This is a genomic window from Xanthomonas sp. NCPPB 4037, assembly GCF_041475695.2.
Lineage (GTDB): Bacteria > Pseudomonadota > Gammaproteobacteria > Xanthomonadales > Xanthomonadaceae > Xanthomonas > Xanthomonas campestris.
In genome coordinates, this window is the sequence record NZ_CM191261.1 from 4,963,689 (window position 1) to 4,990,523 (window position 26,835).

A 26,835-nucleotide genomic window follows, 5' to 3' on the forward strand; every position below is an offset into this window, starting at 1 on the left:
CCAGCGTGCCAAGCCGCCACGGCTTTTCCGATTCCCCACTCCCGATTCCCGATTCTCACCCCAACTCGATGCAGTCGAACCTCACGTCCGGATCCACATCGGCGTCGTAGTCCACATCGCTGCGCTCGAAGCCGAACAGCTTGAGGAACTCGTGCTTGTAGCCGGCGTAATCGGTGAGGGCGAACAGGTTCTCGGTGGTGACCTGCGGCCACAGCGCCTTGCAGGCGTCCTGCACGTCGTCGCGCAGTTCCCAGTCGTCCAGGCGCAAGCGATTTTCGTCGTCCACTTCGGCGGGCTGGCCGTCTTCGCGGTACAGGCGCCCGCGGAACAGGCGATCCAGCTGGTCGATGGTGCCTTCGTGCAGGCCCTTTTCCTTCATGATCTTGTAGACCATGGAGATGTACAGCGGCATCACCGGAATCGCCGCGCTGGCCTGGGTGACCACCGACTTGAGCACCGCCACGTTGGCAGTGCCGCCGTGCTTGCCCAGGCGCGCATTCAAACGCTGCGCGGTGTGGTCCAGATCCACCTTGGCCTTGCCCAGCGCGCCGTGCCAGTAGATCGGCCAGGTGATCTCGGTGCCGATATAGCTGAAGGCCACGCTGCGCGCGCCATCGGCGAGCACGCCGGCGCCTTCCAGCGCGTCGATCCACAGTTCCCAATCCTGCCCACCCATCACGGTGATGGTGTCTTCGATCTCCTGCTCTGTCGCCGGCTCGATCGAGGCCTGGATGATGGCGTCCTTGTTGGTGTCGATGGCGGTGGCGGTGTAGGTCTGGCCAATCGGCTTGAGCGCCGAGCGCTTCACTTCGCCGCTGCCCGGCAGCTTGCGCACCGGCGAGGCCAGCGAATACACCACCAGGTCCACCTGGCCGCCCATCTCGCTTTTGATCAGCTCGATCACCTGCGCACGCGCGGCATCGGAAAACGCATCGCCATTGATCGACTTGCTATACAGACCCGCGGCCTTGGCATGTTTGTCGAAGGCGGCCGAGTTGTACCAGCCGGCGGTACCGGCCTTGGTGGCGCTGCCGGGTTTTTCGAAGAACACGCCCAGCGTGTCGGCGCCGAATCCGAAGGCAGCGGTGATGCGCGAAGCCAGGCCATAGCCGCTGGACGCGCCGATCACCAGCACCTTCTTCGGGCCGTCGCTACGCACGCCGCGCGCGCGCGTGGCGGCGATCTGCTCGAGCACATTGCGCTCGCAGCCAAGCGGATGCGTGGTGGTGCAGATGAAGCCGCGCACTTTGGGATGGATGATCAACGTGTACTCCTCGTCAGCAAGATGCTGGCGGCATCTTAGTGCCTGGGCATGGCATTGGGGAGGCCCTGATGCTGCCGGACAAAAGGAGTGCCGCAGTCGTGGCAGACGAGCGTTGGAGTCGTCCACAACAGCGCTCCCCACAGGGCGGCAGGGACCCCCTGCAGCGCCATGCACGGCGCCGCGTTAGCCGCCATCCACCGGCGTCAGGACCCAGACCCGGCACATGCCATTGCTGGCTCAGCCAGCAGGCCGAAGCGCATTGTCGGCTGCGGCGTCTTGAGGTGCCATCCACGCTTGCAGGGGCTCGGTGGATGAGCGGCAGACCATTAGCGCGACACGTGCGCAACAAGTGCTTCGATCAATGCGCGGGGATCACTCCTATTCTGATAGGCGCAATACACCGCTGCATGACTCACCGATTTGTTAGCGGCAATATCTCTGAGTAGATTTCCCACCTGCGTCTTCTGCCAATCATTCATTCGTACCGGATTTATCGTCGTCTCGAATCCGTACAACAAATTCATCGCTGTTTCCATCACATCGCTACTGACCTGCGCATCGGATCCAGGCAGGGTACTCGCCGCTGGCCTATAGGGTTCTGACGCTTCAACAGCCTGATACTGCGTCCCAGTGGAAGCTTCGAGTTCACGCGTGCATTTCGCTAACATCTCAGCTAACTCATCTCTGGATGATGTGCTGATATCACCTGCAAGTCGTTTTTGCGCATGCCGCACGCCTCTGTCGGCTCTCTGATACGTGCGTCTGAGTTCGGGATTATGCTCACATTGGGCTCGTACATTGATCAGATTTGGGAGTATCTCATTGTGAATATCCCGATTGACCGCTTGCTCTACCGCAGATAGCGGCCGTGGAGGCAACGTGGGGCGACTGGCACGCGACGCGGGGCGGCTAGGCAATCCCGCAAGGCGCGGATTGACCTCTGAGCCCTGCCCTGACCTGCCAGCATCTCTATCTCTGCGCTGGTCGTTTTCGGCCGGGCGAGAACTTGAAGAAGAACTGCTGGATCCAAACACTCGTCCAATTCGACGCATTTTTTTCTCTTCATTCAAATCATGGGGTGCCATCAAAATACGATTTCGAATCCATGTCCCGGCGAGCAGCGAAAGAGTGATGCCTCGACCGAAATGCTTGTCGGCCTGGCGAAGAAACGTTCAGCATCGTGACGTTGCAGATGCTGCAACGATCAGCGCAATGAGACTTGGGTATCAGGCGCATGGCGGACTCCGCAGCAGACCGGGGCGCGGCGCCGAACATTTCCTGTGGCCGCTGAACGATCATCGCGGCACCTGTTCGCCGCCCGTCTTACACTCAAGGGCCACCGCCGCCGTCCGTTTTCGATGATCATTTCCGCCGCTTCCGACTACCGTGCCGCTGCGCAGGAGCGCCTGCCGCCGTTCCTGTTCCACTACATCGATGGCGGCGTCTACGCCAAGCACGCCCTGCGGCGCAATGTCTCGGATCTGGCCGATATTGCGCTGCGCCAGCGGGTGTTGCGCAACATGTCCGACCTGAGCCTGAGTACCGAGCTGTTCGGCGAAACCCTGGCGATGCCGGTGGCGTTGGCGCCGGTCGGGCTCACCGGCATGTACGCGCGGCGCGGCGAAGTGCAGGCCGCGCGCGGGATTCCGTTTACGTTGTCCACAGTGTCGGTGTGCCCGATCGAAGAAGTGGCGCCGGCTATCAGCCGGCCAATGTGGTTCCAGCTCTACGTGCTCAAGGAACGCGGTTTCATGCGCAACGCGCTGGAGCGCGCGCGCGGCGGCGATCTGCTCAAGCACATTGCGCTCGCAGCCAAGCGGATGCGTGGTGGTGCAGATGAAGCCGCGCACTTTGGGATGGATGATCAACGTGTACTCCTCGTCAGCAAGATGCTGGCGGCATCTTAATAGGTGGGCTGCGCGCGAAACAGCCTGATGCGCAACACACGCTGCTGTATGGATGTGCGTGAAGACGCCGGTATCGCCACACGGTGTGGCGTGCAACACATGCATCTTCAGCGCACAGCCGCGAACGAACAGCGATCACCATCGATTTCCTGCCGGGCCGCCTGTGCTATTTTTTGCGCCTGCCGTGCCGTGCCTGGCTGCGCCTGTTGGCGATCGTCGAGGTCCCTTCCAGCTGTGCGACCGGTATCCGAGCGATGTCTCTTCGAAGCGAGCGCGTCACGCAGCTGAGCTCTGTCCCACGGTTTCGGCTTGGGCCGTTGCTGGTGGAGCCGGAACGGCTTGCGCTGATCGACGACGGCCAGACCATCACGCTGGAACCGCGCATGATGGAAGTGCTGATCGCGCTGGCCGAGCGCGCTGGCGAGGTCATCAGCGCCGAGCAGTTGCTGATCGAGGTGTGGCACGGCAGCTTTTACGGCGACAACCCGGTACACAAGACCATCGCCCAGCTGCGCCGCAAACTCGGCGACGACAGCCGCCAACCGCGCTACATCGAAACCATCCGCAAGCGCGGTTACCGGCTGCTGCCGAAGGTGATCTTTCCCGAGGATTACCGCGGTGCGGTGATCGGCACGCAGGTGTGGGGACACGGCAATCCATATGTGGGGCTGCAGGCGTTCGACCCCGCGCACGCCGCGGTGTTTTTCGGCCGTAGCCATGCGATTGCGCAGGTGCTGGGCGCGCTGCGCGCGCAATTGCACAGCCAACGCGGGCTGGTGCTGGTGAGCGGTGCCAGCGGCTGCGGCAAGACCTCGTTGTTGCGGGCGGGCGTGGTGCCATTGCTGTCGCAGCCCGGCGGCCTGGATGGTCTGGAAGCGGTGGCGGTGGCGTATTGCAACCTGGCGCAATGCCGCGGCGGCGATGTCCTCGACACACTGGCACGCGCACTCGGCGACTGGGCGCCGGGCGAGCGCGCGGTGTTTTCGCCAGCGCAGACGGCACTGCTGCCCGACTGGCTGCAGCGCCCTGCACCACTGCATGCAGCCATTAGCGAGGCGATGCGCCAGAGCGCCCCGGCGCGCGACAACCTGCAGACCCAGCGCCATCTGCTGTTGGTGATCGACCATGCCGAAGCGATGGTGGCCACCCCCGGTATCACCGATGCCGACCGCGCCGCCTTGGCGGCCGCATTGCAATCGCTGTGCAGCAGCGCGCAGGTGGCGGTGTTGATGCTCACCCGCAGCGATTTCTATCCGCGCCTGATCGATGCCTTGCCGCAGATCGTGGAGCTCAAACGTGGCGACGGGCATGTGGATCTGCTGCCGCCACGCGATGGCGAGATCGGCCAGATCATCCGCGTGCCTGCGGCGATGGCCGGGCTGCGCTTCGAAGAAGACCGCAACAGCGCCAGCCGCCTGGACGATGTGCTGCGCGATGCCACCGCACGCCAACCCGATGCACTGCCGCTGCTGCAGCATCTGCTGCAGGCGCTGCACGAGCGACGCAGCGACGATGGCCTGCTCACCTTTGCCGCGTATCGCGCACTGGGTGGGTTGGAAGGCGCACTGGCGCACCATGCCGAACAGACCTTCCGCGCCCTGCCCGCACCTGCGCAGGCTCACCTGGGCGACGTACTGACCCAGGTGAGCGTGATCCACCCCGACAGCGCAGCAGTCACCGCGCGGCGGGCGGTGTGGTCGGCATTGCCCGATGCCAGCGGCGCGCGCGCACTGGTGGATGCGCTCGTGCAGGCGCGCCTGTTCGTCAGCGAACTGGTTGCCGGCGAGCCGGGCTTTGCGGTGGCGCACGAAGCCTTGCTGCGGCAATGGCCGCGCGCCAGCGAATGGATCCATGAAAACCGCCGCCTGCTGCAGGCACGCAAGCGCCTGCAACTGGCCGCGCAGCGCTGGGCCAGCGAGGGCCGCCGTGACGATCACCTGCTCAACAGCGGCCGCCCCCTGAGCGAGGCACGCGAAGCAGCGCGGCGCATGCCGCAGGACCTGGACGCGCTGGACTTGGCGTTTCTGCACGCCTGCGAGCGCGCGCACCGGCAACGGCGCGGGCTGTATGCCGCGGCCGCCGCCTTGCTGGTGGTGCTGGCCAGCGCGTCGCTGCTGCTGGGCTGGCAGGCGCGCCAGGCGCAGCAAGTGGCCGAACAACGCCGCGACGAAGCGCAACAACTGGTGGGCTACATGCTGGGCGATCTGGCCGAGCAATTGCGCACCGTGGGCAATCTCAAACTGCTAGACAGCGTGGGCACGCGCGCACTGCGGTATCTGGAAGAACTGCCCAATGCCAGCATGCAGGCCGGCGATCTGATCAACCACGCCCGCGCCCTGCGCACCACCGGCGAAGTGCTGATGAATCAGGGCAAGCTGGACCAGGCGCATGCGGCCTTCACCCGCGCCGCAGCCACCGCCGCGCAGGCACGTACGCTTGCCCCGGATGTCTTGGAGGCGCATGCGGAAACCGGCCAGGCGGCGTATTGGCTGGGCGCCATGGCCTACCGCAACAAGCAGTTCCCGTTGGCGCGCAGGCACTGGGCGCAGTATCTGGCCGCGAGCGAATGGCTGGTGCGCGCCAAGCCGGACGATCCGCGCTGGCAGCTGGAGTTGTCGTACGCACTCAACAACCTGGCGATGCTCGCCACCACGCAAGGCAATGCCCCAACGGCGATTGGATTCTTTGCGCGCGACATCGCGCTCAAGCGCGTGCTGGTAGCGCGCACGCCGGACAACGCATCGCTGCGTTACGAATTGATCGACAGCCTCTCGGGGCTGAGCCTGGCGCAGGAAAACCAGGGCCTGCTGGCGCCGGCCGAGCAGGGCTATCGCGAGCAACTCGCCATGCTGCGGGTGCTGGTGGACAAGGACCCCGACGCGCATGCGTGGCGGCGGCGCCTGGCTGGCTCGTTGATTCGCACGTCCAACCTGGCGCTGGCGCGTGGCCAGCTGGTGCAGGCGCAGCAAGATGCGCGCGAAAGTCTGCGTCTGCTGCAGCCGCTGGCGGCGCTGCAGCCGGACAATGTGGCGTGGCGGCGCGATCTGGCGCATGCCTATGCGCAGGCCGGCTGGGTAGCCGCGCTGGATGGGCAGGCAGGGGACGCCGCGCAGCAGCTGGCACGCGCGCAGCAGACCATGGCCGAGCTGCTGCAACAGGCGCAGCCACTACCGGAGTGGCAGTGGCTGGATGCCATCATCGCGCTGCGTCTGCAGGCCGCACGCGCACCACCGCTGGCGCAGGACTTCGCCCCGATCGTGGCCCGGCTGGAAACCCTGCACCGCGCAAAACCCGATGAAGTAGTCGGTATTTCAGCGCTGGCCCAGGCGCTGGTCTGGCACGGCGAACAACGCGCCGCCGCCGGCGATGACGCCGGCGCGCGCACGGCGTGGCAACGCGCCCTGGCGGTGCTCGGCAAGGACGCGGGCAACAGCCGCGACAAGAATTTGCTTGACCCCTGGATCCGCGCACACGTGCATCTGGGGCAACGCACCGCCGTTACGCAACAGCTCGGATGGCTGTATCAAGCGGGCTACCGCCACCCGGGATTCGTCTCCCTCTATGCCCCGCTTTTCAAAGGACAGGACAAGTCATGACGGAATTGAAGGCAAAAGAAAAAGGCAAAGCGAAACCGACCGTGATCATCACATTGACCGTGGCTCGCGTGGAGTTTGGCGGCAATACCGGAAAGGGCGAGTACTTCTACAGTTTCTCACCGGATCTGCTGCTAGTCGGCAAGGGACAACAGGACGTGACCCTGGTGTACCGCTTCGACGATGAGGTGCCTTATCAGTTCCGCATTCGTAGCCTGCTTAGCTCCGATGCGCATGATCAGATCAAGAAGCCTCACATTGCCGAAGATGGCCGCAGTGTTTCGGTCATGAACAAAAACAACAAGGCAACGCTGATCTTTTTCACCGTGATCATCGAAGATGAAAAACGCAAATTGCTGTTCAGCTGCGACCCGCAGGTAGGAAACGACCCGCAAATCTCCCCGCAGTAAGGCATGGCCGCACCTGTCTGGCGGCCGGCCGCTGGACAGGTGTTTGCGTTGCCGCCGATGGCGCATCACAGGTGGATGAGATGTACCGACTGAGCGCGTGATGCTGCAACGGCGCGTTGTCGGGGTGTTCGCTGGACCATGCCCGCAGGACGGGCGCATCGCTCGGACAGATCCCACGCTGCCCGATATTCAGGGCGCTGCCAGCACTTTCAGATCGCCCCTGCGCGCACCCATGCGTGCGGCTGCAACCGTACGCCCGGCTCGGACTCGTTGCTGAAAGCCACGTTGATCTGGCCGCGGATGGTCAGGCCGCCCGGTATCCCGCCGTGGCCGTTCCAAGGCGGACAGCGACGGTTACGCGCGCAGGCCATTGAGCCCACGGCGATCGCCAGGCTGGCGCAAGGCCGGGACGCCGCCGCCTGCGGTGCCACCGCGCAGGGGGTGATCAGCACCTTGAGGTCGCGCTCGCTTGGAGGCAGGGTGTGCAGCGCGGCCCTTGCCCAGGCGCCGGGGAGTTCGGGCTGGGTGGGTGCCGCCCAGGCGCTGGTGGAGAGCAGGACGATCAACACGATGAGGTATCGGACCAGGCGCATGACGGACTCCGCAGCGGACCGGAGCGCGACGCGTCCCCGAGCGGCTCCCGTGGCCGCTGGACGACCTTCGTGGCTGGCAAGGCGCGTGACCTGACGGCAACCTTACGGTTGCTGCCGGAACCTGCCGAAGCGTAGAAATCCTTTCTAAAACAGCCACATGTGCAGATCACGCATTACTCGCAACGGGCTTGTGACGCGGCCCACCGCAGCCGGTTGGAGACAGCCAAGCCGCCGGATTCTGTCCATGAACTCCGGGTCTAGCGCGACCGGCCAGACCGAGCTCAACCCATAACCCGACGTCAACACCGCAAGGCCAACGCAAAGCCCCACCCACCCACCGGGCCAGGGAATGGCTCTTCCGATTCCCGATTCCCGATTCCCGATTCCCCATTCCCCATTCCCCGCCCTCAAATCACCCGCAACGTAATCGCCTTCAGCACCGCACGGGTGCGGTCGCGGGTGCCGAGCTTGTCCAGGATGGTGGAGACGTAGTTCTTCACCGTGCCTTCGGCCAGGAACAGGGTGCGGGCAATTTCCTTGTTGGAGTAGCCGCCGGCGAGCAGGCGCAGGATCGCCACCTCGCGCTCGTTGAAGGTCTCGCGCGGGGCCTGCTGGTCGCGGAACTGGTAGCGGGCGCGTACCGGGTCGGTGCTGACCGGCTGCAGCAGGGTCTCGCCGGCGGCCACGCGGGCGATGGCTTCGTGCAGGTCGTCCGGGGCAGCGTCCTTGAGCAGGAACCCCTGCGCGCCGGCCTCGCAGGCACGCAGCAGCAGGTCGCTGTCGTCGAAGGTGGTGAGCAGCAGCACCGGGGTGCGGTCGCCGCGCGCGCGCAATTGTTCCAGCGCGGCAATGCCGTCCAGGCCGGGCATGCGGATGTCGCTGAGCACCACGTCCACGCGGTGCGTGGCCAGCGCATCGAGCAGGGCCTGGCCGTCGTCGGCCTCGCAGACCACGGTGATGCCCTGCTGCTGCAACAGCGCGCGCAAGGCCGCACGCACCAGCACCTGGTCATCGGCCAGGGCGATCCGGAGCGCGCTCATGCCGGCAGCCTGGCGGTGAGGTGCAGGCCGCCGTGGGCGGCGCGGCGCAGGTCGAGCTGACCGCGCAGCGCGGCCAGGCGTTCGCGCATGCCGGCAATGCCGTTGCCTTCGTGGATCTGCTCGGCGCAGCGGCCATCGTCCTGGATGTCCACACACAATGCGCCGGCGTCGCAGCGCACCGCCACGGTCACCGTGTCGGCATCGCCGTGGCGGGCGGCGTTGGTCAGTGCTTCCTGCACCAGCCGCACCAGTGCTTCGGCCACCTGCGGGTCGCTCACGCGTACCTGCGCATCGATCTGCAGCCGCAATGCCGGCCGCGGGAACGGCGCGGCCAGCGCGTGCAGTGCGGTGTGCAGATCCAGCCCGGCATCGTCGCGCAAGGACTGCACCACGCTGCGGATATCGCCCAGCAGCTCGCCGGATATCTGCTCCAGCATGCGCAGGTCCTCGCGCGGGGCCAGCGCCGGTTCGGCCCGCAGCAGGCGCAGGTGGATGCGCATGGCGGTGAGTTTGTGGCCGGCCACATCGTGCAGCTCGCGGGCCAGGCGCAGCCGCTCGGCGTCGCGGGCGCTGTCGGCCAGCAGCGCGCGGGTGGCCAGCAGATCGGCATTGACATAGACCAGCGCATCGCGGGCGCGCTCGGCGCTGCGTGCGTAGTTGGCGGTGAGCGCGGCAAACGCCTGGAAGCTGGTGTAGATGGCCACCATCAGGAAGGGACGCGGCACACCCGACTGCACGAACACCGCGTACATGGCCGCGTTCAACACCAGCATCAGCGCCAGCACCTGCGGCGGCTGCCAGCGCATGGCCGCCTGCGCGGCCACCAGCACCAGCAACACCGGCGAGGTGCCGGTGCGTGGTTCCAGCCAGATCAGTGCCACCGCCAGCAGGGCCTGCAGCAGCAGGGCCGCATGCTGTGGCAGCGGCCGTGGCGGCAGCAACGCGCGAAACAGGAACAGGGCGGTGAAGCCGACCACCGTGGCCCAGCGCCACAGCCCGTGCGGCGCAAGATCCTGGCCGAACGACAGGGCGACCGCGGCGATGGTGAACACGCCGGCCAGGTTCAGGGGTTTGAGCAGATCACGCAGGAGAGTTGTCATGCGGCGATGCTGACCGCCGCACCCGCCAACAGCAATGACGGCGATGCAGAAAGTGACTTCCGGCAGGTGGGATCGATGACCTGCGGCCACTGTGGCCGGTGCCGCGCCTGGGCAGACTGGGGTCACTGGCCGAGTGACGGTTCTGCCAGGTGATGCAGGCGTCTGGAAACACGCTGCAGGGCACCGGCAGCACCGGCCTTGCACCGGCCTTGCAGATGCGGCCCTTCCCCACCGTGCACACCGTCGCCCTGGCGCATCGCCCCTCACCACCGCCCTCATTCCCGGAGTCACCCATGTCTGCATCTCATCTGCTCACCGCGCTCAGCCTGCTTTGGGTGGGCTACGAACTCTGGCTGCGCCGGCAACGTCGCGCCGCCGATGGCGGGGTGCACGACCAAGGCACGCTGGGCCAGTTGTGGCGGGTGTTGTCGCTGTCGATCGCGGTGGCGGTGGGGCTGGCCTTCGCCGGCATCAGCCACTGGCCGCCGGCCTGGCAGGAGCCGCTGCGCTGGGGTGCCTGCGCACTGATCGCCGGCGGCCTGGGGCTGCGGGTGTGGGCGATCCAGGTGCTGGCGCGCTGGTTCACGGTGGATGTCACCATCCAGGCCGACCACCAGCTGGTGCGGAGCGGCCCATACCGCTGGTTGCGCCATCCCTCCTACACCGGCGCGTTGCTGTGCTTCTACGGAATGGCGCTGGGCATGGGCAATGCGCTGTCGCTGCTGGTGATCGTGCTGCCGGTGACCTGGGTCTTCCTGCGCCGCATCCGCGTGGAAGAAGCCGCGCTGCGCCACGCCTTCCCCACCCGCTACGCCGACTACGCCACCCAGAGCTGGCGCCTGCTGCCACTGGTGTGGTGAACACGCACGCGGTCACAGCGGCAGATCCGCGCGTGGCGGCGCTTCGTCAGGCTGGACAGAGATTCGGTGTGCATGGCGCCTGCGGTGCTGCCGCTACGCTGTGGCGCCACCGCAGGCGCCGCGTGATAGCGAAGAGGCCGTGTTTTAGCCGCGGCGGCGCATACGGGCACATCCGGGCCGGCCGCCTGCATCGCTGTACACCCACGTGTGCGCGTTGGCCGCGACGGTTCGCACCACGGGCGATCGTCTTACACTCTGAGGCTGCCCCCGCCGCCGCCGCCTTCGATGATCATTTCTGCCGCTTCCGATTACCGCGCCGCCGCCGAAGCCCGTTTGCCGCCGTTCCTGTTCCATTACATCGATGGCGGCGCGTATGCCGAACACACCTTGCGGCGCAATGTCTCGGACCTGGCGGATATCGCGTTGCGTCAGCGCGTGCTGCGCAACATGTCCGATCTCAGCCTGAGCACCGAGCTGTTCGGCGAAACGCTGGCGATGCCGGTGGCGCTGGCACCGGTGGGGCTCACCGGCATGTATGCACGCCGTGGCGAAGTGCAGGCCGCGCGTGCAGCCGCTGCGCGTGGCATTCCGTTCACGCTGTCCACGGTGTCGGTGTGCCCGATCGAGGAAGTGGCACCGGCGATCGACCGCCCGATGTGGTTCCAGCTGTATGTGCTCAAGGACCGCGGCTTCATGCGCAACGCGCTGGAGCGCGCCCAGGCCGCCGGGGTGACCACGCTGGTGTTCACGGTGGACATGCCCACGCCAGGCGCGCGCTACCGCGATGCGCATTCGGGCATGAGTGGGCCCAATGCGTCGCTGCGGCGCATGCTGCAGGCGATGACGCACCCGCGCTGGGCGTGGGACGTGGGCCTGCTCGGCAAGCCGCACGACCTGGGCAACATCTCCACCTACCGCGGCAGCCCCACCGGGTTGCAGGATTACATCGGCTGGCTGGCGGCCAACTTCGACCCTTCCATCTCGTGGAAGGATCTGGAATGGATCCGCGAGTTCTGGACCGGGCCGATGGTGATCAAGGGCATCCTCGACCCGGAGGACGCACGCGACGCGGTGCGCTTCGGCGCCGACGGCATCGTGGTGTCCAACCATGGCGGGCGCCAGCTCGATGGCGTGCTGTCCAGCGCGCGCGCATTGCCGGCGATTGCCGATGCAGTGAAGGGCGAGCTGAAGATCCTGGCCGACTCGGGCATCCGCAGTGGTTTAGATGTGGTGCGCATGCTGGCGCTGGGTGCCGATGCGGTGCTGCTCGGCCGCGCGTTCGTCTACGCACTTGCCGCTGGCGGCCAAGCCGGCGTGGAAAACCTGCTGACCCTGATCGAGCGCGAGATGCGCGTGGCGATGATCCTCACCGGCACACATTCGGTGGCCGAGATCAGCGGCGACGCATTGAGCCGGGTAACGCGCGAGGCGGCGGTTGTGCCTTGAGGCCGGGAATCGGGAATCGGGAATCGGGAATCGTTAGAGCATCGCGCGCGTACGGTTTTCGATGTCCTGGGCTTGCTGCTGTTGGTTGAGCTAGCAACAGACATGGTTGCCTCACAGCGACCAACTTTGCGCCTTTCGTAGGAGCGCGCTTGCGCGCGATGGAGCGTTACCGGGAAGGCCTCATCGCGCGCAAGCGCGCTCCTACGTGGCTTGATGCCCGAATGAATCCCATATTGCATCGAGGTCTAAGGCGCACAGGCCGAGCCGACGCATCTTGGTGCGTGGTCTGGTGTTCCAGCATTCCCGCAGCCGTCGGCCGTCGTAGGAGCGCGCTTGCGCGCGATCAGGCGTTACCGGGACAGCTTCATCGCGCGCGAGCGCGCTCCTACGTGAGAGGTGCTGCCCTCAGCTATTCCGATCATAAGCAGCGCACGCCACCGACACATTGCCTTGGCTCATGCCGCCTGTTCTGCACCCAGCACCTAGCCAGGCAACACCTGCTTCAACGCCAGCACTTCCGCCCAGGGATCATTGCGCTGGCGCTTGGCACGTTGCACGGCCTTGTCCAGCGGGAACGCATCCGGGCCGCTGAGTTTGCCCAGTTCTTCCCAGCGTAGCGGCACCGCCACGGTGGCGTGCTCGCGCGCGCGTAGCGACCACGAACACACGCTGGTATTGCCGCGCCCGTTGCGCAGCCAGTCGACAAAGATCACGCCGTGACGCTTGGCCTTGCTCATGGTGGCCACATAGCGCTCCGGGGCCTGAGTGGCCAAGGCCTGTGCGAAGGCTTCGCAGAAATCACGCGCCTGGTCCCAGCTGGCCTGCGGCACGATCGGCACCACCACATGCAGCCCCTTGCCGCCCGACAGGCGCACGGCGCTTTCGAGCCCGGCCGCACGCAACTTGCTGCGGATCTCGCGTGCGGCGGCCACCACCTGCGTCCAGGCCACGCCGTCACCCGGATCCAGGTCGAACACCAGCCGGTCGGGGTGCTCGGGGTCATCCACCCGCGCGCCCCAGGGATGCAGCTCCAGGGTGTTCATCTGTACCAGTTCCAACAGCCCGGACACATCCTCGATGTACAGATAATCTTCGGTGCCGCTCTTCTGCTTGAGCGGGATGGCCTTGATGTGCGCGCCAAGATGGCGGCCTTCGTGCTTCTGAAAAAAACACGCACCTGCAGCGCCATCGGGGCAGCGCAACAACGACAACGGCCGGCGCGCGATCTCCGGCAACACCAGCGGTGCCACCGCGCGGTAATACGCGGCCACATCGCCCTTGCTGATGCCGGCGGCAGGGAACACCACGCGCTCGGGATGGGTAATGGCAACGCCGTCTGGCGCGGTGGAGGCCGATGCCTTCGTTTTCCGTGTGGATGGCGCTGCCGTTGCTGTCGAGGTTTTCTTTGCCGACGACGTACCTGGCGTGCGTGCCGCTCTGGACGATGCGTCCTTGGCCGGCGCGGCCGGCTTGCTGGACGCCGCAGACTCGCCGGAAACGGTGCGCTTGCCCGACTTCGCCGCAGACGATGCGCTGGCGGCAGACACCGCACCTCGTTTGGCCACACGCGGCGATGCATTGCCCGTGGCCGCTGCGGAAGACTTGCCCGGCTTTCCTGGCTTGGCAGCGGAACTGGCTGCAGATGCCACACGTTGTTTGGCGACACGCGACGGTGTGCTGACCTCGGCCGCAGTGGAAGACTTGCTCGCCTTACCCGGCTTTGCAGCCGAACCGCCAGCCGATGCCGCCGCAGTGCGCGTCGCTACAGCACGTGACGCCTTGCCCGCAGCAGCAGCCGTCCGCGTGCGTGCTCCCCGCGGCTTGCCCGGCGTGGCGCGGTCGCCGCCCAGATCACTCATTGGTTTGTCCTCGCGTAAACGCTTGAAGGCCGCCTGCCGCAGCAGGCCCTGCTTGGCCCAGCCATGGAACGCCACCTCGGCAATCAACACCGGGCGTACCCAGTGCACATCGCGCGGCCGGCCGGGGAGGTGCGCGGGTAATTCCAGCGTGGGCTGCGGGCTGTGCAATGCCTGCAATTGCGCGGTGATCTCGCCGAGCAGCGCACTATCGAAACCGGTCCCAACCCGGCCCACGTAGCGCAGCTGCGTGCCCACCAGCTGTGCCAGCAACAGGGCGCCAAACCCGCTGCGTGCGCCCTTGGGGTCGGTGTAACCCACCACCACGAACTCGTCGCTGTCTTCGTGCTTGGTCTTGACCCAATCGGCGCTGCGCCCGCCACGGTACGGCGCGTCCGCGCGTTTACTGACGATGCCTTCCCAGCCTTTGTCGGCACTGGCGGCGAACACCTCCGGTCCGCGGCCGATCACATGCGCGCTATAGGCCAGCGTGCCCGGCGTTTCGCCGAGCAACGCACGCAACAACTGCTTGCGCTCCAGCAGCGGGGTGGCGCGCAGATCCACGCCGGCAACGCCGAGCAGATCGAACACCAAGTAGCGCAACGGTTGACGCACATTGCCGTCGATGGCGCGTTGCAGCGCGGAGAAATCGCTGCGGCCTTGCGCATCGAGTACCACCAGTTCGCCATCCAGGCGCGCATCGCGCACCGGCAACGCCTGCACGGCCGTGGCAACTTCCGCAAAGCTGTCCGTCCAGGCCTGATCATTGCGCGAGCGCAGCTGCGCCTGGCCATCGACCAGGTCGGCCAACAGCCGGTAGCCGTCCCACTTGATCTCGTGCAGCCACTGCGCACCATCCGGCGCCTCAGCGCGCAGCAACGTCAGCTGCGCGCGCAAGCCGGTTGGGCAGGCCGCATCGCGCGCGCCCGGCAAGCCCAGTGCGCGCGCGTGCCAGTGGGCCTCTATGGCTGCGGAAGCACGCGGGCGGCTGGCGGATGCGGATTTTTCTGTCACCAACGCCTCGGCCGGCGTGCGTCGACGACGGCTGGCTTTGGCACGGCGCGCCGGCACGGCGGCGGCCGATGGAGTTTCAATCGCCTGCGCTGTGGCATCGGCATTGGCCACCAACGCATCGGCATCCAGATCGGCGGCATGCGCGTCGTCGCGCTTGATCAACAACCACTGCGGCTGGCGTCCACGCAAGCGGGGGCGTACCAGTGCAAACCCACCGCGCAGCGTGTCGCCCTGCAGGTCAAAGTCCAGCTTGCCAGCATCCAGCGCCGCCAACGCGTCGCCATCGCAGTGCCAGGTGCCGTGGTCGAATACCTGCACGTGCCCCGCCCCGTACTGCCCTTGCGGGATGTCGCCTTCGAAGCCCGCGTATGCGAGGGGGTGATCCTCCACCTGCACCGCCAGGCGTTTTTCGCCAGCACGCAGCGACGGGCCCTTGGGCACCGCCCAACTCTTGAGCACACCATCGGCTTCCAGGCGAAAGTCGTAGTGGCGCGAACTGGCGTGATGCAGTTGCACCACGAAGATCGGCTGCCGATGCGCTGTCGCCGCGGCGTCCTCGGCCGGCTCTGGGGTCTGGCCGAAGCGCCGCTTGCGGGTGTAGTCGCGCAACGACATCGGCGCTTACCCGGCCTTGCGCCGCGGCGCCGCCTTCTTGGTGGCTTTCGTGGCGGTTTTCTTGGTCGCTTTCTTTGCCGCCTTCTTGGTGGCGGTTTTCTTGGCCGGCGCCGTGTCAGCCGCGGCCGTGGTTTTCTTTGCCGGGGTACGCGTGTTGGCTTGCAGGCTCTTTTGCAACAACGACATGAAGTCCACCACGTTGGTGGTGGCGTCTTCGTGCGGGACCGGTTCGTCGTCCACCTGCGTGGTGCCGCCCTTGGCCTGGATGCGCTTGCGCAGGATCTGCTCGAGCTTGCCACGGAACTCGTCGTGGTAATCCTCCGGCTGCCACTTGCCGGACATCGACTCGATCAGCTGCTTGGCCATCTCCTGCTCCTTGGCGGTGATGCGGTACTCGCTCACCGCCCCGGACGGCAGCTTGAAATCTTCCGGGTCCACCACTTCCTGCTGATAGCGCAGCAGCAGCAGGATCAACGCATCGCCCTGCGGCATCACGGCGGCCAGGTATTCGCGGGTGCGGATCACCACCTTGGCAATGCCCACCTTGCCGGTATCGCGCAAGGTCTCGCGCAGCAGCACATAGCCTTTTTCGGCCTTCTTGCCGGGTACCAGGATGTAGGGCTTCTCGAAGTAGCGCGGGTCGATGTCGGCGGCATCGACAAAGGTCTCCACTTCCACCGTCTCGTGACTTTCCGGCGCTGCGGAGCGGATGTCCTGCTCCTCGACGATCACATAGCTGCCCTTGTCGTACTCGAAGGCCTTGACGATTTCCTTCCACGGCACTTCATCGCCGGTGTCGGCGTTGACGCGCTCGAAGCGGATGGGCTTCTTGTCGCGCGAATCGAGCATGCGGAAATGCAGGTCCACCTTGCGCTCGCCCGACATCAGCGAGACCGGCACGTTGAGCAGGCCAAACGACAGCGTTCCGGTCCAGATCGGTCGTGCCATCAGTGCGCCACTCCGTGCACGGCCGCATCGGGAATATGGTCCAGCGCCAGCCAAGCGTCCTCGACCACATCGCGGGCATGCGGCCAGTCCAAGCGCGAATCGCCACGCATGCTTTCCCACTGTGCGGCCAGTGCCTGCTCGCAGTGCAGATCGGCACCGCGTGGCCAGTCGGCGGCGTGGGTGACGCGGGCGAATGCATACGCAGGAGAGAGATCGCGCCAGGTGGGCCCGCCGCGCCGGCGACGGCGCTGGAAATCGGCCACGCTGTAACAGTGGAAATCCTGCGCAACACCTACCGCATCACTGAGCGGCGTACGGCGGTTGCGCTCGGTTGGTGCCGGCGCAGCGTGCGCGCTGAACAGGCGACGATCGGGGCGACGGTCCAGGGGGCGCATGGCGGACTCCACGTGCTGGCGTTTGGGGGAGCACAGCAGTAACGCGGGCGCCGTGAGCCATGCGTGAGAAATTCGCTTGCAAACTGCGATTTGCGTTGCCTTCACCACCGACGCGGTGAACTGCGTACCCGACCCTGCTGGAGACCTACGATGTCCCGTGACCCACTACGCGATCAGCCGACGCATCCCGGCGAACAGCATGGCAAGCGTGACGCCGAACATTACGAAGACCGTGGCGCCGGCGACGCCCCCGAGACCGTCATTCCCGCCGACGACGATACGCCCGCCAAGACGCCGGGCACTGCGCCGTAAGCGGCGCGTGTTGGACTGCATGCGGCATGTTGCAGGCGCCGGCTGCCTGCGGTGGGAAGGCTTCATCGCGCGCAAGCGTGCTCCTACCAGGGCGTGTAGTTGCGCAAGGGTGTTGTGGGCGCGAGCGCTAGGTGTTTGAGGCTTTTAGCGCATTCAGAACTGGATGCGCTGTGCCTTGGGGGTTTCTCGGAAAACTGTGGCGAGTGATCCGGGCGCGCGGTTGATCTTGGCCCTGCGCGCTGTTTGGTATTCAGCCAACAAGCGAGGTCGTTACACGTCTGCCAACCCCCGCGCAGGGTTACACCCGCTTGGCCAGCTGCAGCTGCGCGAATTCGTCGTCGCTAAACAGGCGCGAGCGCACCAAAAAACGCACGCCCTCGCCGTTTTCCAGCGAAAACATCCCGCCGCGCCCGGGCACCACATCGATGATCAGCTGCGTGTGCTTCCAGTATTCGAACTGCGGCGCGCTGATATAAAACGGCGCACCACCGATCTCGCCAAGCAGCACATCACGGTCGCCCACAATGAAGTCGCCCACCGGGAAGCACATCGGCGACGACCCATCGCAGCAGCCGCCAGATTGATGGAACAGCACGTCACCGTGACGCGCACGCAAGGTGTCGATCAGCTGTAGTGCGGGCAGGGTCGCCATGACCTGCAGTGGTAGAGCGACCTCGGTTGTGTTGTGCACTATTTCTCTCCGCTGCTCACTCAGCAGCTCCGTACACTGGCAAGCAGTCTGCTCGAACGTGCTGACACGTCGCCGTGAAAGCATTCGTCTGCGTCATTGTCCGGCAAGCGCACCGAGGCATGCGGCAGGATGGACCTACCGCATGCCGCTCGCCTTGCATCAGAAGAACCCCAGCGCCTTCGGCGAATAGCTCACCAGCAGGTTCTTGGTCTGCTGGTAATGGTCCAGCATCATCTTGTGGTTTTCGCGGCCGATGCCCGACTGCTTGTAGCCACCGAAGGCGGCATGCGCGGGATAGGCGTGGTAGCAGTTGGTCCACACGCGGCCGGCCTGGATCGCGCGGCCCATGCGGTACAGGCGGGAGGCATCGCGGCTCCATACGCCGGCGCCCAATCCGTACAAGGTGTCGTTGGCGATCGCCAACGCGTCGGCCTCGTCCGTGAAGGTGGTCACTGACACCACCGGGCCGAAGATTTCTTCCTGGAACACGCGCATCTTGTTGTGGCCCTTGAACACCGTGGGCTTGACATAGAAACCGTCCGATAGCTCCCCGTCGAGCATGTTGCGCTCGCCACCGATCAGGATTTCGGCGCCCTCCTGCCTGCCGATGTCGATGTAGGACAGAATCTTTTCCAGCTGCTCGCTGGAAGCCTGCGCGCCGACCATGGTGTTGGGATCGAGCGGGTTGCCCTGCTTGATCGCCGCCACGCGCTTGAGCGCCTTCTCCATGAATGTGTCGTAGATCGATTCCTGGATCAGCGCGCGCGAGGGACAGGTGCACACCTCGCCCTGGTTGAACGCAAACAGCACGAAACCTTCCACTGCCTTGTCGAGAAAGTCATCGTCTTCGGCCATGACATCGGCAAAGAAGATGTTGGGCGATTTGCCACCCAGCTCCAGCGTTACCGGGATCAGGTTCTGGCTGGCGTACTGCATGATCAGCCGGCCGGTGGTGGTTTCGCCGGTGAAGGCGATCTTGGCGATGCGCGGATTGCTGGCCAGCGGCTTGCCCGCCTCCAGTCCGAAGCCGTTCACTACGTTGAGCACGCCCGGCGGCAGCAGATCGCCGATGACTTCCATCAGCACCAGGATCGAGGCCGGGGTCTGCTCGGCCGGCTTCATCACCAAGCAGTTGCCGGCGGCCAGGGCGGGCGCGAGTTTCCAGCAGGCCATTAGCAGCGGGAAATTCCACGGGATGATCTGCCCCACCACGCCGAGTGGCTCGTGGAAATGATAGGCAATGGTGTCGCTGTCGATCTCGGAGATGCCGCCTTCCTGCGCGCGGATGGCACCGGCGAAATAGCGGAAGTGGTCCACGCATAGCGGCACGTCCGCATTGAGCGTTTCGCGTACCGGTTTGCCGTTGTCCCAGGTCTCGGCGTAGGCCAGCAATTCCAGGTTCTGCTCGATACGGTCGGCGATCTTGAGCAGCACGTTGGAGCGATCGGTGGTGGAGGTCTTGCCCCACGCCTCCTTGGCCGCGTGCGCGGCGTCCAATGCGGCTTCGATATCTGGCGCGGTAGAGCGCGCGATCGAAGTGAACACCTTGCCAGTGATCGGCGTGGTGTTGTCGAAATACTGACCACCCTGCGGCGCCACCCACGCCCCGCCGATGAAGTTGTCGTAGCGTGGTTTGAAGATGGATTGCGGGTCGGTGTTGAGGGACTTGGCGGAAGGAAGTGCATTCATCGGAGTCTCCTGCAGGGGGCGAATCCGCACGTGTATACCCAAGCGCCATTTGCACGCAATGGTGCGCGCGACGCTGTTGCATTGCGTCATTGCTGCGCAGTTGCCGTAGTGCGCATCGCGCTGCAATTGCGCTGCAGCGCGTCATTGCCGAACGCCCCCGTGCAATCTTCAGCCGGCGTGAAATCCACGCCGGTGCGTGCGAGGGCGTGTCTGGCTCAGGCGCGACTCAACCCTGCAATGCGGCGCCAGGCAGTGCGGCCATCGCGGCCGTGCAGTCCGGCACGCGCTCCAGTTCCGAGGCCTGCAGCTGCCAGCCGGCCTGCGCTGACGTGGCGTCCCAGCGATAGGTCCAGTGCAGGCGTGTGTCGCCGGCACAGCTGTCGATACTCACTGCATCGCCCGTCTGTCCCCGTTCCGGGAATGCAACATCGGTCCTGGTCAGCAGTGCCCGGCGTGCAGGGTCGGACGCGTGCATGACGTAGCTGGTGCGCACCTGGCCCAACGCGGCGGCCGTCGCCGGTGGCCGCATCTTTGCAGGCTGCTCAAGCAACCAGCGATGCACCTGCGACACGGCCGGGCTGTCTGCGGGAAACGTGCGGATCACCCGCAGTTGCGCCTGTTCATTGGCAGGTGCAGCCGCAACCGCTTGCGCGCCGATGACGCACACGGCTGCAGAGAAAACCATAATCATCGAATGCATCACATGCTCCGTGCGGTGTGCCTGGCCGCAGCTTAGCATCACGATTCCGGCAGGCAATATGGCGTTATCGCTCCACAGATCCAGATGGCATTGCCGGTGGTGTGGAGCTCAGCCATGTCGCGAGCTGCCTACGTGGCTCGACCAGCAACATGCCGCCATCGTGCTCAGCCATCGCATACGGCATGCCCACGCCCGGGACCATGATCACCCTCTTGCGGGACGGTGTGACGTTCGTGTCGAAGACGTTCTCTCACCGCAACGCACGCTTTGTGCGCCGAACAGTTGCGCGGTAACCGCGTTTGCCGCGCCGCGCGCGGAACGCGTGCGGTGGACTGTAGTGCATGCACCCTGCCTGCCGACAGCCGTGACTATGCCGAACCTGCCGCACGCCAGGCGCGCACCGCTGCGGTCACGCGCGCGCCATGCACCGAGGAGATGTCACGCGCGGCAAAATCCCGCGGGCACTGCTGTACCTGCGCTGCAAGCTGCAGGCAAGCGGCGTAACCATGCGCTACTACGGTGTCACGCTCACCGGCATCCAACGCCAGCAAGATCGAGAAGCCCGTTGCAGACATGTTGCAGTTCACGTCCAGCCAATACCCATCATGTGCATCACGCAGCAGAAACCAGTCGGCCGGTGCGTGGTCTACGACGATCATGCGGGCCTCTCGTGTATGCAGGCGATAGCAGTCAGTGGGTAGGAGCGCGCTTGCGCGCGATGCGGTGTTGTCTGATGCATCTGCATGCGTGCCAAGCCGCGCCAATCAAGTGCCAGGTGACGCTCTAAGGCGGCGCTCTACACACTTGAGACATTCAGCACATGAAGCAGAAGCGCGCGCGTGGCCAGGCGTCATGGGAATGCCCCATCGCGCGCGAGCGCGCTCCTACGAGGCAGTGCGCAGTCGGGCGCGTGCTTCATGGCGAGCGCCCGTCAGCTGCCAAAATCCCATTGCAGGCCTACGGTGTAAGTGCGGTCCGGCCCGGGTTCGTAATAGCGGCCGTTGCCGTCGTTGACGATCACCGAGCCCACATACGCGCGGTCCAGCGCGTTGTCGATGCGGGCGAAGGTGCGCAGCGCGCCGTGGGCGGTGGTCCAGCGCCGTGAGGCTTCCAGGTTCACTAGTGCGTAGCCGGCCGCGCGCTCGGTGGCCAGGTCGTTGACCACGGTGGCATCGGAGACCACCGATTCGGCGGCGAACTGCCACTGCAACGGCTGCCATTGCCAGCGTGCGAACAGCTGCTGCCGCGGCACGCCTGGCAGCCGCGCGCCGCTGGCCACCGGTGCGGTGGGCGTGGCGCAGCCGCTACTGGCGCAGGTGAGGTAGCCGTCGCGCACGGTGGCGTCGACGAAGGTGTAGGCCAGTTGCACCTGCTGGGTCTGGCCGATTGGCTGCTGCCAGCTCAGCTCCGCGCCCTGGCGCCGGGTGGCGCCGATGTTGCGGAAGGTGCTGCGGCCGTTGGTGTTGCTGGCCACCGCCAGTTCGTCGTCGGTGTCGGCGCGGAACAGCGCCAGTTCCAGCGCCGCACCGCTTTGCGAGCGCCACTTGGTGCCCACTTCGACATTGCGGCTTTTCGCCGCGCCCAGGTCCAGCGCCAGGCCGGCGCCGCCGTCGCTGCGGTAGCCCAGTTCGTTGAAGGTGGGCGTTTCGAACCCGCGTCCCACCGAGGCATACACCCGCAGGTCGTCGCTGGCGCGGAACACGATGCCGGCCACCGGCGTGGTCGCCGAATAATCACGCTGGCCGCTGTCGTCCGGGTTGCGCCCGACGATGTAGTTGTCGTCAGAGCGGAAGCGCACCGCGCTGTGGCGCACGCCCAGCAGCGCCGACCAGCGGTCGCTCCACTGCCACCACGCCTGCGCGAACTGGTCCACGTTCTCGACCTGATCGCGCTGGTTGCGGCGCAGCGCGCCCTTCACCCCGAGCGTGGTGCCGACGAAGTTTTCATAGCCGGTGCGTTGCTGGCGCTGGCGGTCGACGTTGGCCCCCACGGTGAGCTGCAGCGGCCGCCCCAGCGCCTGACCTTGCCAGGCCCAGCGCACGTCGGCGCCTTCATAATTGCTGTCCAGGTCGATCACCCCGCCCGAGTGCAGCGGATTGCGCTGCACCGCCACCGGAATCGCCAGGAACTGCTCCACGCTGCGCTTGCCGCCGTAGGCCATCAGGCGCAGCGTCTGGGTATCGAATTGTTGGGTGAAAATCGCTCCGGCCTGCGACTGCCGCACCGACTTGCGGGTGTTGAACTGCGTGGCCACGGCGGTGGCCTGGCGCGGGTCGGCGGTGACCTGTGCGCGGGTCAGGCCCAACGGGTCCTGCGCGTCCGGGGCATCCAGATAGTTGAGCACCAGGTCCAGCCGGCTGCCGGGCGCCAGGTCGAAGCCGAGCTTGGCGTTGACCGACTCACGCTTGGCGCGGCTGTGGTCGCGAAAACCATCGGTTTCGAAGTGGTTCGCGGCCAGGTTGTAGTGCACCGCACCCTGCTGGCCGAGTAACTGCGCCCCGGTATTGACGGTGGCATTGCTGCCGTAGGTGGCACGCAGCCGCCATGGGTCGCCGGGCTTGCCGTCCGCGCTCCACAGCTGCAGCACGCCGCCCGAGGAGTTGCCGTAAAGCGCCGAGAACGGCCCGCGCAGCACTTCCACCCGCTGCGCGCCCAGTACGTTGAAGTGCGAGAGCTGGCCCTGGCCGTCGGGCATGCTGGCCGGGATGCCGTCCACCAGCAGGCGCACGCCGCGCACGCCGAAGGTGGAGCGCGCACCGAAGCCGCGGATCGACAGCTGGGTGTCCTGCGCGTAGTTCTGGCGGTCACGCGCCACCAGCCCGGGAATGCCGTCCAGCAGTTCGGACACCTGCGCGCCGCGGCGGTTGTCGTCGTCGGCCGCCACCACCGTGAACGAGGCCGGCAGGTCGAAGTCGTCCACGCCGTGCACGCGCGCGGCATCCACCTGCACGGCGGGCAACGCGGCAATCGGCGGGGCCGCGTCGGCGGCCAGGGCGAGCGACGACGCGCTCGCTACGAACAGGCCGCACGCGGCGGCCAACAGGGTCAGTCTGGGCATGGCGGTAGTGTCCCTCATCCGTACTGTGGCCGCATCGTTTCGTACGGAACGAAGCATGCTACCCCGCGCCATGCCCTGTTAGGATGAAGCGGTTTGGCCGTGCCGCGGCCCGACGCCCGGCAGTATCCCCACCTTCCGTCCTCCAGCGAGTCATGCCGTGTCCTTCTTTGCAAATGTAGAACAGGTTCCAGGCGACCCCATCCTGGGCCTGACCGAGGCCTACAACGCCGACAGCCGCCCCAACAAGGTCAATCTGGGTGTTGGCATCTATTACGACGAAAACGGGCGCATCCCGCTGTTGCGCGCCGTGCAGAAGATCGAGCAGCAGCTCGCGCTGGATGCCAAACCGCGCGGCTACCTGCCCATCGACGGCCTGGCCGCCTACGACAAGGCCACCCAGGAGCTGCTGTTCGGCGCCGAGTCGGCGCTGGTGGCCTCCGGCCGCGTGGCGACCTCGCAGACCGTCGGCGGCAGCGGTGCGCTGCGCGTGGGCGCGGACCTGCTCAAGAAGCTGCTGCCCACCTCCACCATCGCCATCAGCAACCCCAGCTGGGAAAACCACCGCGCAGTGTTCGGCGCGGCCGGCTTCGAGGTCGTGGATTACACCTATTTCGACGCCGCCAGCCACGGGCTGAACTTCGACGGCATGCTGGCCGACCTGGCCAAGCTGGAGCCGGGCACGGTGGTGCTGCTGCATGCCTGCTGCCACAACCCCACCGGTGCCGACCTCAGCCGCGAGCAGTGGAAGCAGCTGGCCGGCCTGTTGAAAGAACGCAACCTGTTCCCGTTCGTGGACATCGCTTACCAGGGCTTCGACAAGGGCATTGAAGCCGACGCCTACGCGGTGCGCCTGCTGGCGGCCGAAGGCATCGACACCTACGTGGTGGCGAGCTCGTACTCCAAGTCGTTCTCGCTGTATGGCGAGCGCGTGGGCGCGCTGTCGGTGGTCTCGGCCACGGCCGCCGAAGCCAAGGCGGTGCAGTCGCAGGTCAAGCGCATCATCCGCACGATCTACTCCAGCCCGTCCACGCACGGCGCCGCCCTGGTGGCCGGCGTGCTGACCAGCCCGGAGCTGCGCGATGTGTGGGAGCAGGAACTCACCGAAATGCGCGAGCGCATCCACGCGTTGCGTGCCGGCTTGGTCGCCAAGCTGGCCGCGCTGGGCGCACCGGAGTTCGAGTTCATCCAGCGCCAGGCCGGCATGTTTTCGTACTCGGGCCTGACCAAGTCGCAGGTGGACCGCCTGCGCGACGAGTTCGCGATCTATGCGGTCGGCACCGGCCGCATCTGCGTGGCCGCGCTGAGCCAGCGCAATCTGGACTACGTGGCCCAGGCCGTGGCCACGGTCAGCCGCGGCTGATCCTGCGTCGCAGCTTGCGCGATGAAGAGCCGGGAGCGCTGATGCCTCCCGGCTTTTTTGTGGGCGACGCGCGCTGCGATAGGCGCGCAAAGATGCAAAGCGCGCAGCCGGTGATCGAAATCTAACGGCGCAATGGCGACAATGGCGGCCCACTTCCTGCACAGGCTGCCCGCTCCATGTCGCGTACCTCGCTGACCCGCTTCCTGATCGAAGAGCAACACGCCGGCCGTATCGACCCGGAATTGCGCCAGCTGATCACCATCGTCTCGCGCGCCTGCAAGCGCATCTCCATCGCCGTCAGCAAGGGCGCCCTGGGCGGCGTGCTGGGCGATGCCGGCACCGGCAATGTGCAGGGCGAGGCGCAGAAGAAGCTCGACGTGCTGAGCAACGACATCCTGCTCGAAGCCAATGCCTGGGGCGGCCACCTCGCCGCCTGCGCATCGGAAGAGATGGACCACAGCCAGCCAGTGCCGGACCAATACCCCAGCGGCGATTTCCTGCTGCTGTTCGACCCGCTCGATGGCAGCTCCAACATCGACGTCAACGTCTCGGTCGGCACCATCTTCTCGGTGCTGCGCGCGCCCAAGGGCACCGAAAAGCCCGGCGACGAACACTTCCTGCAGCCGGGCACGCAACAGGTGGCGGCCGGCTACTGCATCTACGGCCCCAGCACGATGCTGGTGCTCACGCTGGGCCACGGCACCCACGCGTTCACCCTGGAGCGTGAGGAAGGCAGCTTCCTGCTGACCCAGGCCGACATGCGCGTGCCCGAAGACACTGCCGAATTCGCCATCAACATGTCCAACCAGCGCCACTGGGAGCCGGCCATGCAGGCCTATGTGGGCGACCTGCTCGCCGGCAAGGACGGCGCGCGCGGCAAGGATTTCAACATGCGCTGGATCGCCAGCATGGTGGCCGACGTGCACCGCATCCTGACCCGCGGCGGCATCTTCATCTACCCCTGGGACAAGAAGGACGCGTCCAAGCCCGGCAAGCTGCGCCTGATGTACGAAGCCAACCCGATGAGCATGCTGGTGGAGCAGGCCGGCGGCGCCGCGACCACGGGGCGCGAGCGCATCCTGGAGATTCAACCGACGCAACTGCATCAGCGTGTGCCGGTATTTTTGGGCTCAAAGAACGAAGTGGCCGAGGCGACGCGGTATCACGTGGAGTTCGACAAGGCGCAGGGCTGAGGCGTCCTGCTGCACCTGTGCTTCGGGCTTGATCACACCACCCGCGTCTAGGCGGGTGGTGCGGGTTGACTCTTCGCATTCGGCATTTGGTGCTGCTGTACCGTATGACCTTGACGGCGAATTGCATCGCATCGTCGCAGTGCCTGGACGCGCGGATGCCATCGCCATGGACATGGCGTTCCATCAGGAAGACATATGGGAATTCTCGATCTTTTCCGCAAGAAGCCGCGCATGCCCGCCTCCATCGAAGAGGGCATGGCATCGCAGGCCAACGATTTCATCAGCGCCTTCCGCGGCGCCGGGTCTCCCGTGGACGCAGCGCAGCTGGATTTCAGCCGGGACTCCATCGCACTGGTTGATCGAATCCTGCAGGATTTCCATTCGCAAGGAGCACCGCTTCCTGAGGACCTGCATTTCCTTGCATCTGCCTATGTGTTTGAAAGCGCCAGAAAGCGCTACGGCGGGCGCTACCTGCGTGGCGACCAGAACAATCCGTTTGTGCTGGTCATCGGCGAACCCGACTTTCAGATCGGCGTCTGTGCAATGGACAAGGTCCGCGGCAGGGTGACCAATGGGCCAGAAGACAACCTGCAGTTCTTCTTCGACGGGATTGAAGCGCCTTATCGAGAAAAAAAGAACGTCACCTTGGTGTAAGGCAAATCTGCAGGCAGAAGATTGCACGCCCATCAACGGCGACGTTCTGCCTTCGCTATGTGAAGGGCCACTGCCGAGCAAGCCATAGGGACGATACCCCACCAGGACATGCCGGGGTGGGCACGTCTGCAGACTGT

At 65.8% G+C, this 26,835-nt stretch carries 21 protein-coding genes and 2 pseudogenes; 9 read left to right on the forward strand and 14 right to left on the reverse strand.

The window, feature by feature from the left end; translation table 11 throughout:
- Positions 1-55 precede the first annotated feature (55 nt).
- A complete protein-coding gene (gene fabV / locus ACCQ01_RS21810) occupies positions 56-1,264 on the reverse strand; it encodes an enoyl-ACP reductase FabV (RefSeq protein ID WP_228433704.1) in 1,209 nt (402 codons plus the stop codon).
- Between the two features lie 326 nt (positions 1,265-1,590).
- Positions 1,591-2,349: a hypothetical protein gene (locus ACCQ01_RS21815; RefSeq protein WP_228433703.1), complete on the reverse strand. Its 759-nt coding sequence runs from the start codon at positions 2,347-2,349 to the stop codon at positions 1,591-1,593.
- A gap of 273 nt (positions 2,350-2,622) precedes the next feature.
- Between ACCQ01_RS21815 and ACCQ01_RS21820 the strand changes: the two are divergent.
- A pseudogene (locus ACCQ01_RS21820) lies at positions 2,623-3,043 on the forward strand (alpha-hydroxy-acid oxidizing protein); the annotation flags it as partial.
- Here ACCQ01_RS21820 and ACCQ01_RS21825 read toward each other — a convergent pair.
- Positions 3,034-3,132 (reverse strand): annotated as a pseudogene (locus tag ACCQ01_RS21825) (hypothetical protein); the annotation flags it as partial. The pseudogenes ACCQ01_RS21820 and ACCQ01_RS21825 overlap by 10 nt on opposite strands.
- Positions 3,133-3,425: 293 nt before the next feature.
- Between ACCQ01_RS21825 and ACCQ01_RS21830 the strand changes: the two are divergent.
- The gene (locus tag ACCQ01_RS21830; RefSeq protein WP_228433701.1) at positions 3,426-6,767 is read left to right on the forward strand and encodes an nSTAND1 domain-containing NTPase; all 3,342 of its coding nucleotides are present in this window, start codon (positions 3,426-3,428) and stop codon (positions 6,765-6,767) included.
- On the forward strand, positions 6,764-7,174 hold the full coding sequence (locus ACCQ01_RS21835) for a hypothetical protein (RefSeq protein WP_042595542.1): 411 nt from the start codon (positions 6,764-6,766) through the stop codon (positions 7,172-7,174). Before ACCQ01_RS21830 ends, ACCQ01_RS21835 begins: the two co-directional genes overlap by 4 nt.
- A 209-nt stretch (positions 7,175-7,383) precedes the next feature.
- Here the strand turns inward: ACCQ01_RS21835 and ACCQ01_RS21840 are convergent, their stop codons facing one another.
- The 3 genes from ACCQ01_RS21840 to ACCQ01_RS21850 all read right to left on the reverse strand — a co-directional run bounded on the left by ACCQ01_RS21840 (position 7,384) and on the right by ACCQ01_RS21850 (position 9,907).
- Positions 7,384-7,767 carry a hypothetical protein gene (locus ACCQ01_RS21840; RefSeq protein ID WP_228433700.1) on the reverse strand — a complete coding sequence of 128 codons (384 nt, stop codon included), beginning with the start codon at positions 7,765-7,767 and terminating at the stop codon, positions 7,384-7,386.
- Between the two features lie 407 nt (positions 7,768-8,174).
- The gene (locus ACCQ01_RS21845) at positions 8,175-8,807 is read right to left on the reverse strand and encodes a response regulator transcription factor (RefSeq protein WP_115006573.1); all 633 of its coding nucleotides are present in this window, start codon (positions 8,805-8,807) and stop codon (positions 8,175-8,177) included.
- A complete protein-coding gene (locus ACCQ01_RS21850; protein ID WP_228433698.1) occupies positions 8,804-9,907 on the reverse strand; it encodes a sensor histidine kinase in 1,104 nt (367 codons plus the stop codon). The genes ACCQ01_RS21845 and ACCQ01_RS21850 overlap by 4 nt, the downstream gene beginning before the upstream one ends.
- A 293-nt stretch (positions 9,908-10,200) precedes the next feature.
- On the opposite strand from ACCQ01_RS21850, the gene ACCQ01_RS21855 reads away from it, so the two are divergent.
- Complete coding sequence (locus tag ACCQ01_RS21855) at positions 10,201-10,767, forward strand: methyltransferase family protein (protein WP_228433697.1); 567 nt, start codon at positions 10,201-10,203, stop codon at positions 10,765-10,767.
- 285 nt (positions 10,768-11,052) lie between these two features.
- Positions 11,053-12,213, forward strand: coding sequence for an FMN-dependent L-lactate dehydrogenase LldD (gene lldD, locus ACCQ01_RS21860; protein WP_225043139.1), 1,161 nt, complete (start codon positions 11,053-11,055; stop codon positions 12,211-12,213).
- 482 nt (positions 12,214-12,695) lie between these two features.
- Here lldD and ligD read toward each other — a convergent pair whose 3' ends face one another.
- Genes ligD through ACCQ01_RS21875 form a run of 3 tightly spaced genes read right to left on the reverse strand, consistent with a single transcriptional unit; the run spans position 12,696 to position 17,041 of the window.
- On the reverse strand, positions 12,696-15,698 hold the full coding sequence (gene ligD, locus ACCQ01_RS21865; protein WP_228433695.1) for a non-homologous end-joining DNA ligase: 3,003 nt from the start codon (positions 15,696-15,698) through the stop codon (positions 12,696-12,698).
- Positions 15,699-15,704: 6 nt separating this feature from the next.
- On the reverse strand, positions 15,705-16,646 hold the full coding sequence (gene ku / locus ACCQ01_RS21870) for a non-homologous end joining protein Ku (RefSeq protein ID WP_115006564.1): 942 nt from the start codon (positions 16,644-16,646) through the stop codon (positions 15,705-15,707).
- Positions 16,646-17,041, reverse strand: a complete 396-nt coding sequence (locus ACCQ01_RS21875; protein ID WP_161962869.1) for a hypothetical protein — start codon at positions 17,039-17,041, stop codon at positions 16,646-16,648. The genes ku and ACCQ01_RS21875 overlap by 1 nt, the downstream gene beginning before the upstream one ends.
- A 150-nt stretch (positions 17,042-17,191) precedes the next feature.
- Here ACCQ01_RS21875 and ACCQ01_RS21880 point away from each other — a divergent pair, with 150 nt between their 5' ends.
- On the forward strand, positions 17,192-17,353 hold the full coding sequence (locus ACCQ01_RS21880) for a hypothetical protein (protein WP_014506038.1): 162 nt from the start codon (positions 17,192-17,194) through the stop codon (positions 17,351-17,353).
- 298 nt (positions 17,354-17,651) lie between these two features.
- Here ACCQ01_RS21880 and ACCQ01_RS21885 read toward each other — a convergent pair whose 3' ends face one another.
- From ACCQ01_RS21885 to ACCQ01_RS21905, 5 genes are all read right to left on the reverse strand, one after another.
- Positions 17,652-18,005: a DUF779 domain-containing protein gene (locus ACCQ01_RS21885; RefSeq protein ID WP_043877681.1), complete on the reverse strand. Its 354-nt coding sequence runs from the start codon at positions 18,003-18,005 to the stop codon at positions 17,652-17,654.
- A gap of 198 nt (positions 18,006-18,203) precedes the next feature.
- Entirely contained in the window at positions 18,204-19,733 is a 1,530-nt protein-coding gene (gene adh, locus ACCQ01_RS21890) for an aldehyde dehydrogenase (protein ID WP_228433693.1), read from the reverse strand.
- A gap of 226 nt (positions 19,734-19,959) precedes the next feature.
- Positions 19,960-20,433, reverse strand: a complete 474-nt coding sequence (locus ACCQ01_RS21895; RefSeq protein WP_228433692.1) for a hypothetical protein — start codon at positions 20,431-20,433, stop codon at positions 19,960-19,962.
- A 368-nt stretch (positions 20,434-20,801) separates the two neighbouring features.
- Positions 20,802-21,092, reverse strand: a complete 291-nt coding sequence (locus tag ACCQ01_RS21900; protein ID WP_228433690.1) for a hypothetical protein — start codon at positions 21,090-21,092, stop codon at positions 20,802-20,804.
- A gap of 272 nt (positions 21,093-21,364) precedes the next feature.
- Positions 21,365-23,491 (reverse strand): TonB-dependent receptor family protein, encoded by a 2,127-nt coding sequence (locus tag ACCQ01_RS21905; protein WP_228433688.1) that lies wholly within the window; start codon positions 23,489-23,491, stop codon positions 21,365-21,367.
- A gap of 157 nt (positions 23,492-23,648) precedes the next feature.
- On the opposite strand from ACCQ01_RS21905, the gene ACCQ01_RS21910 reads away from it, so the two are divergent.
- The 3 genes from ACCQ01_RS21910 (at position 23,649) to ACCQ01_RS21920 (ending at position 26,698) form a co-directional block, all read left to right on the forward strand.
- Entirely contained in the window at positions 23,649-24,851 is a 1,203-nt protein-coding gene (locus ACCQ01_RS21910) for an amino acid aminotransferase (protein ID WP_011035355.1), read from the forward strand.
- 176 nt (positions 24,852-25,027) lie between these two features.
- On the forward strand, positions 25,028-26,044 hold the full coding sequence (locus ACCQ01_RS21915; RefSeq protein ID WP_228433686.1) for a class 1 fructose-bisphosphatase: 1,017 nt from the start codon (positions 25,028-25,030) through the stop codon (positions 26,042-26,044).
- 195 nt (positions 26,045-26,239) lie between these two features.
- Complete coding sequence (locus ACCQ01_RS21920; protein ID WP_228433684.1) at positions 26,240-26,698, forward strand: hypothetical protein; 459 nt, start codon at positions 26,240-26,242, stop codon at positions 26,696-26,698.
- Positions 26,699-26,835: the final 137 nt, after the last annotated feature.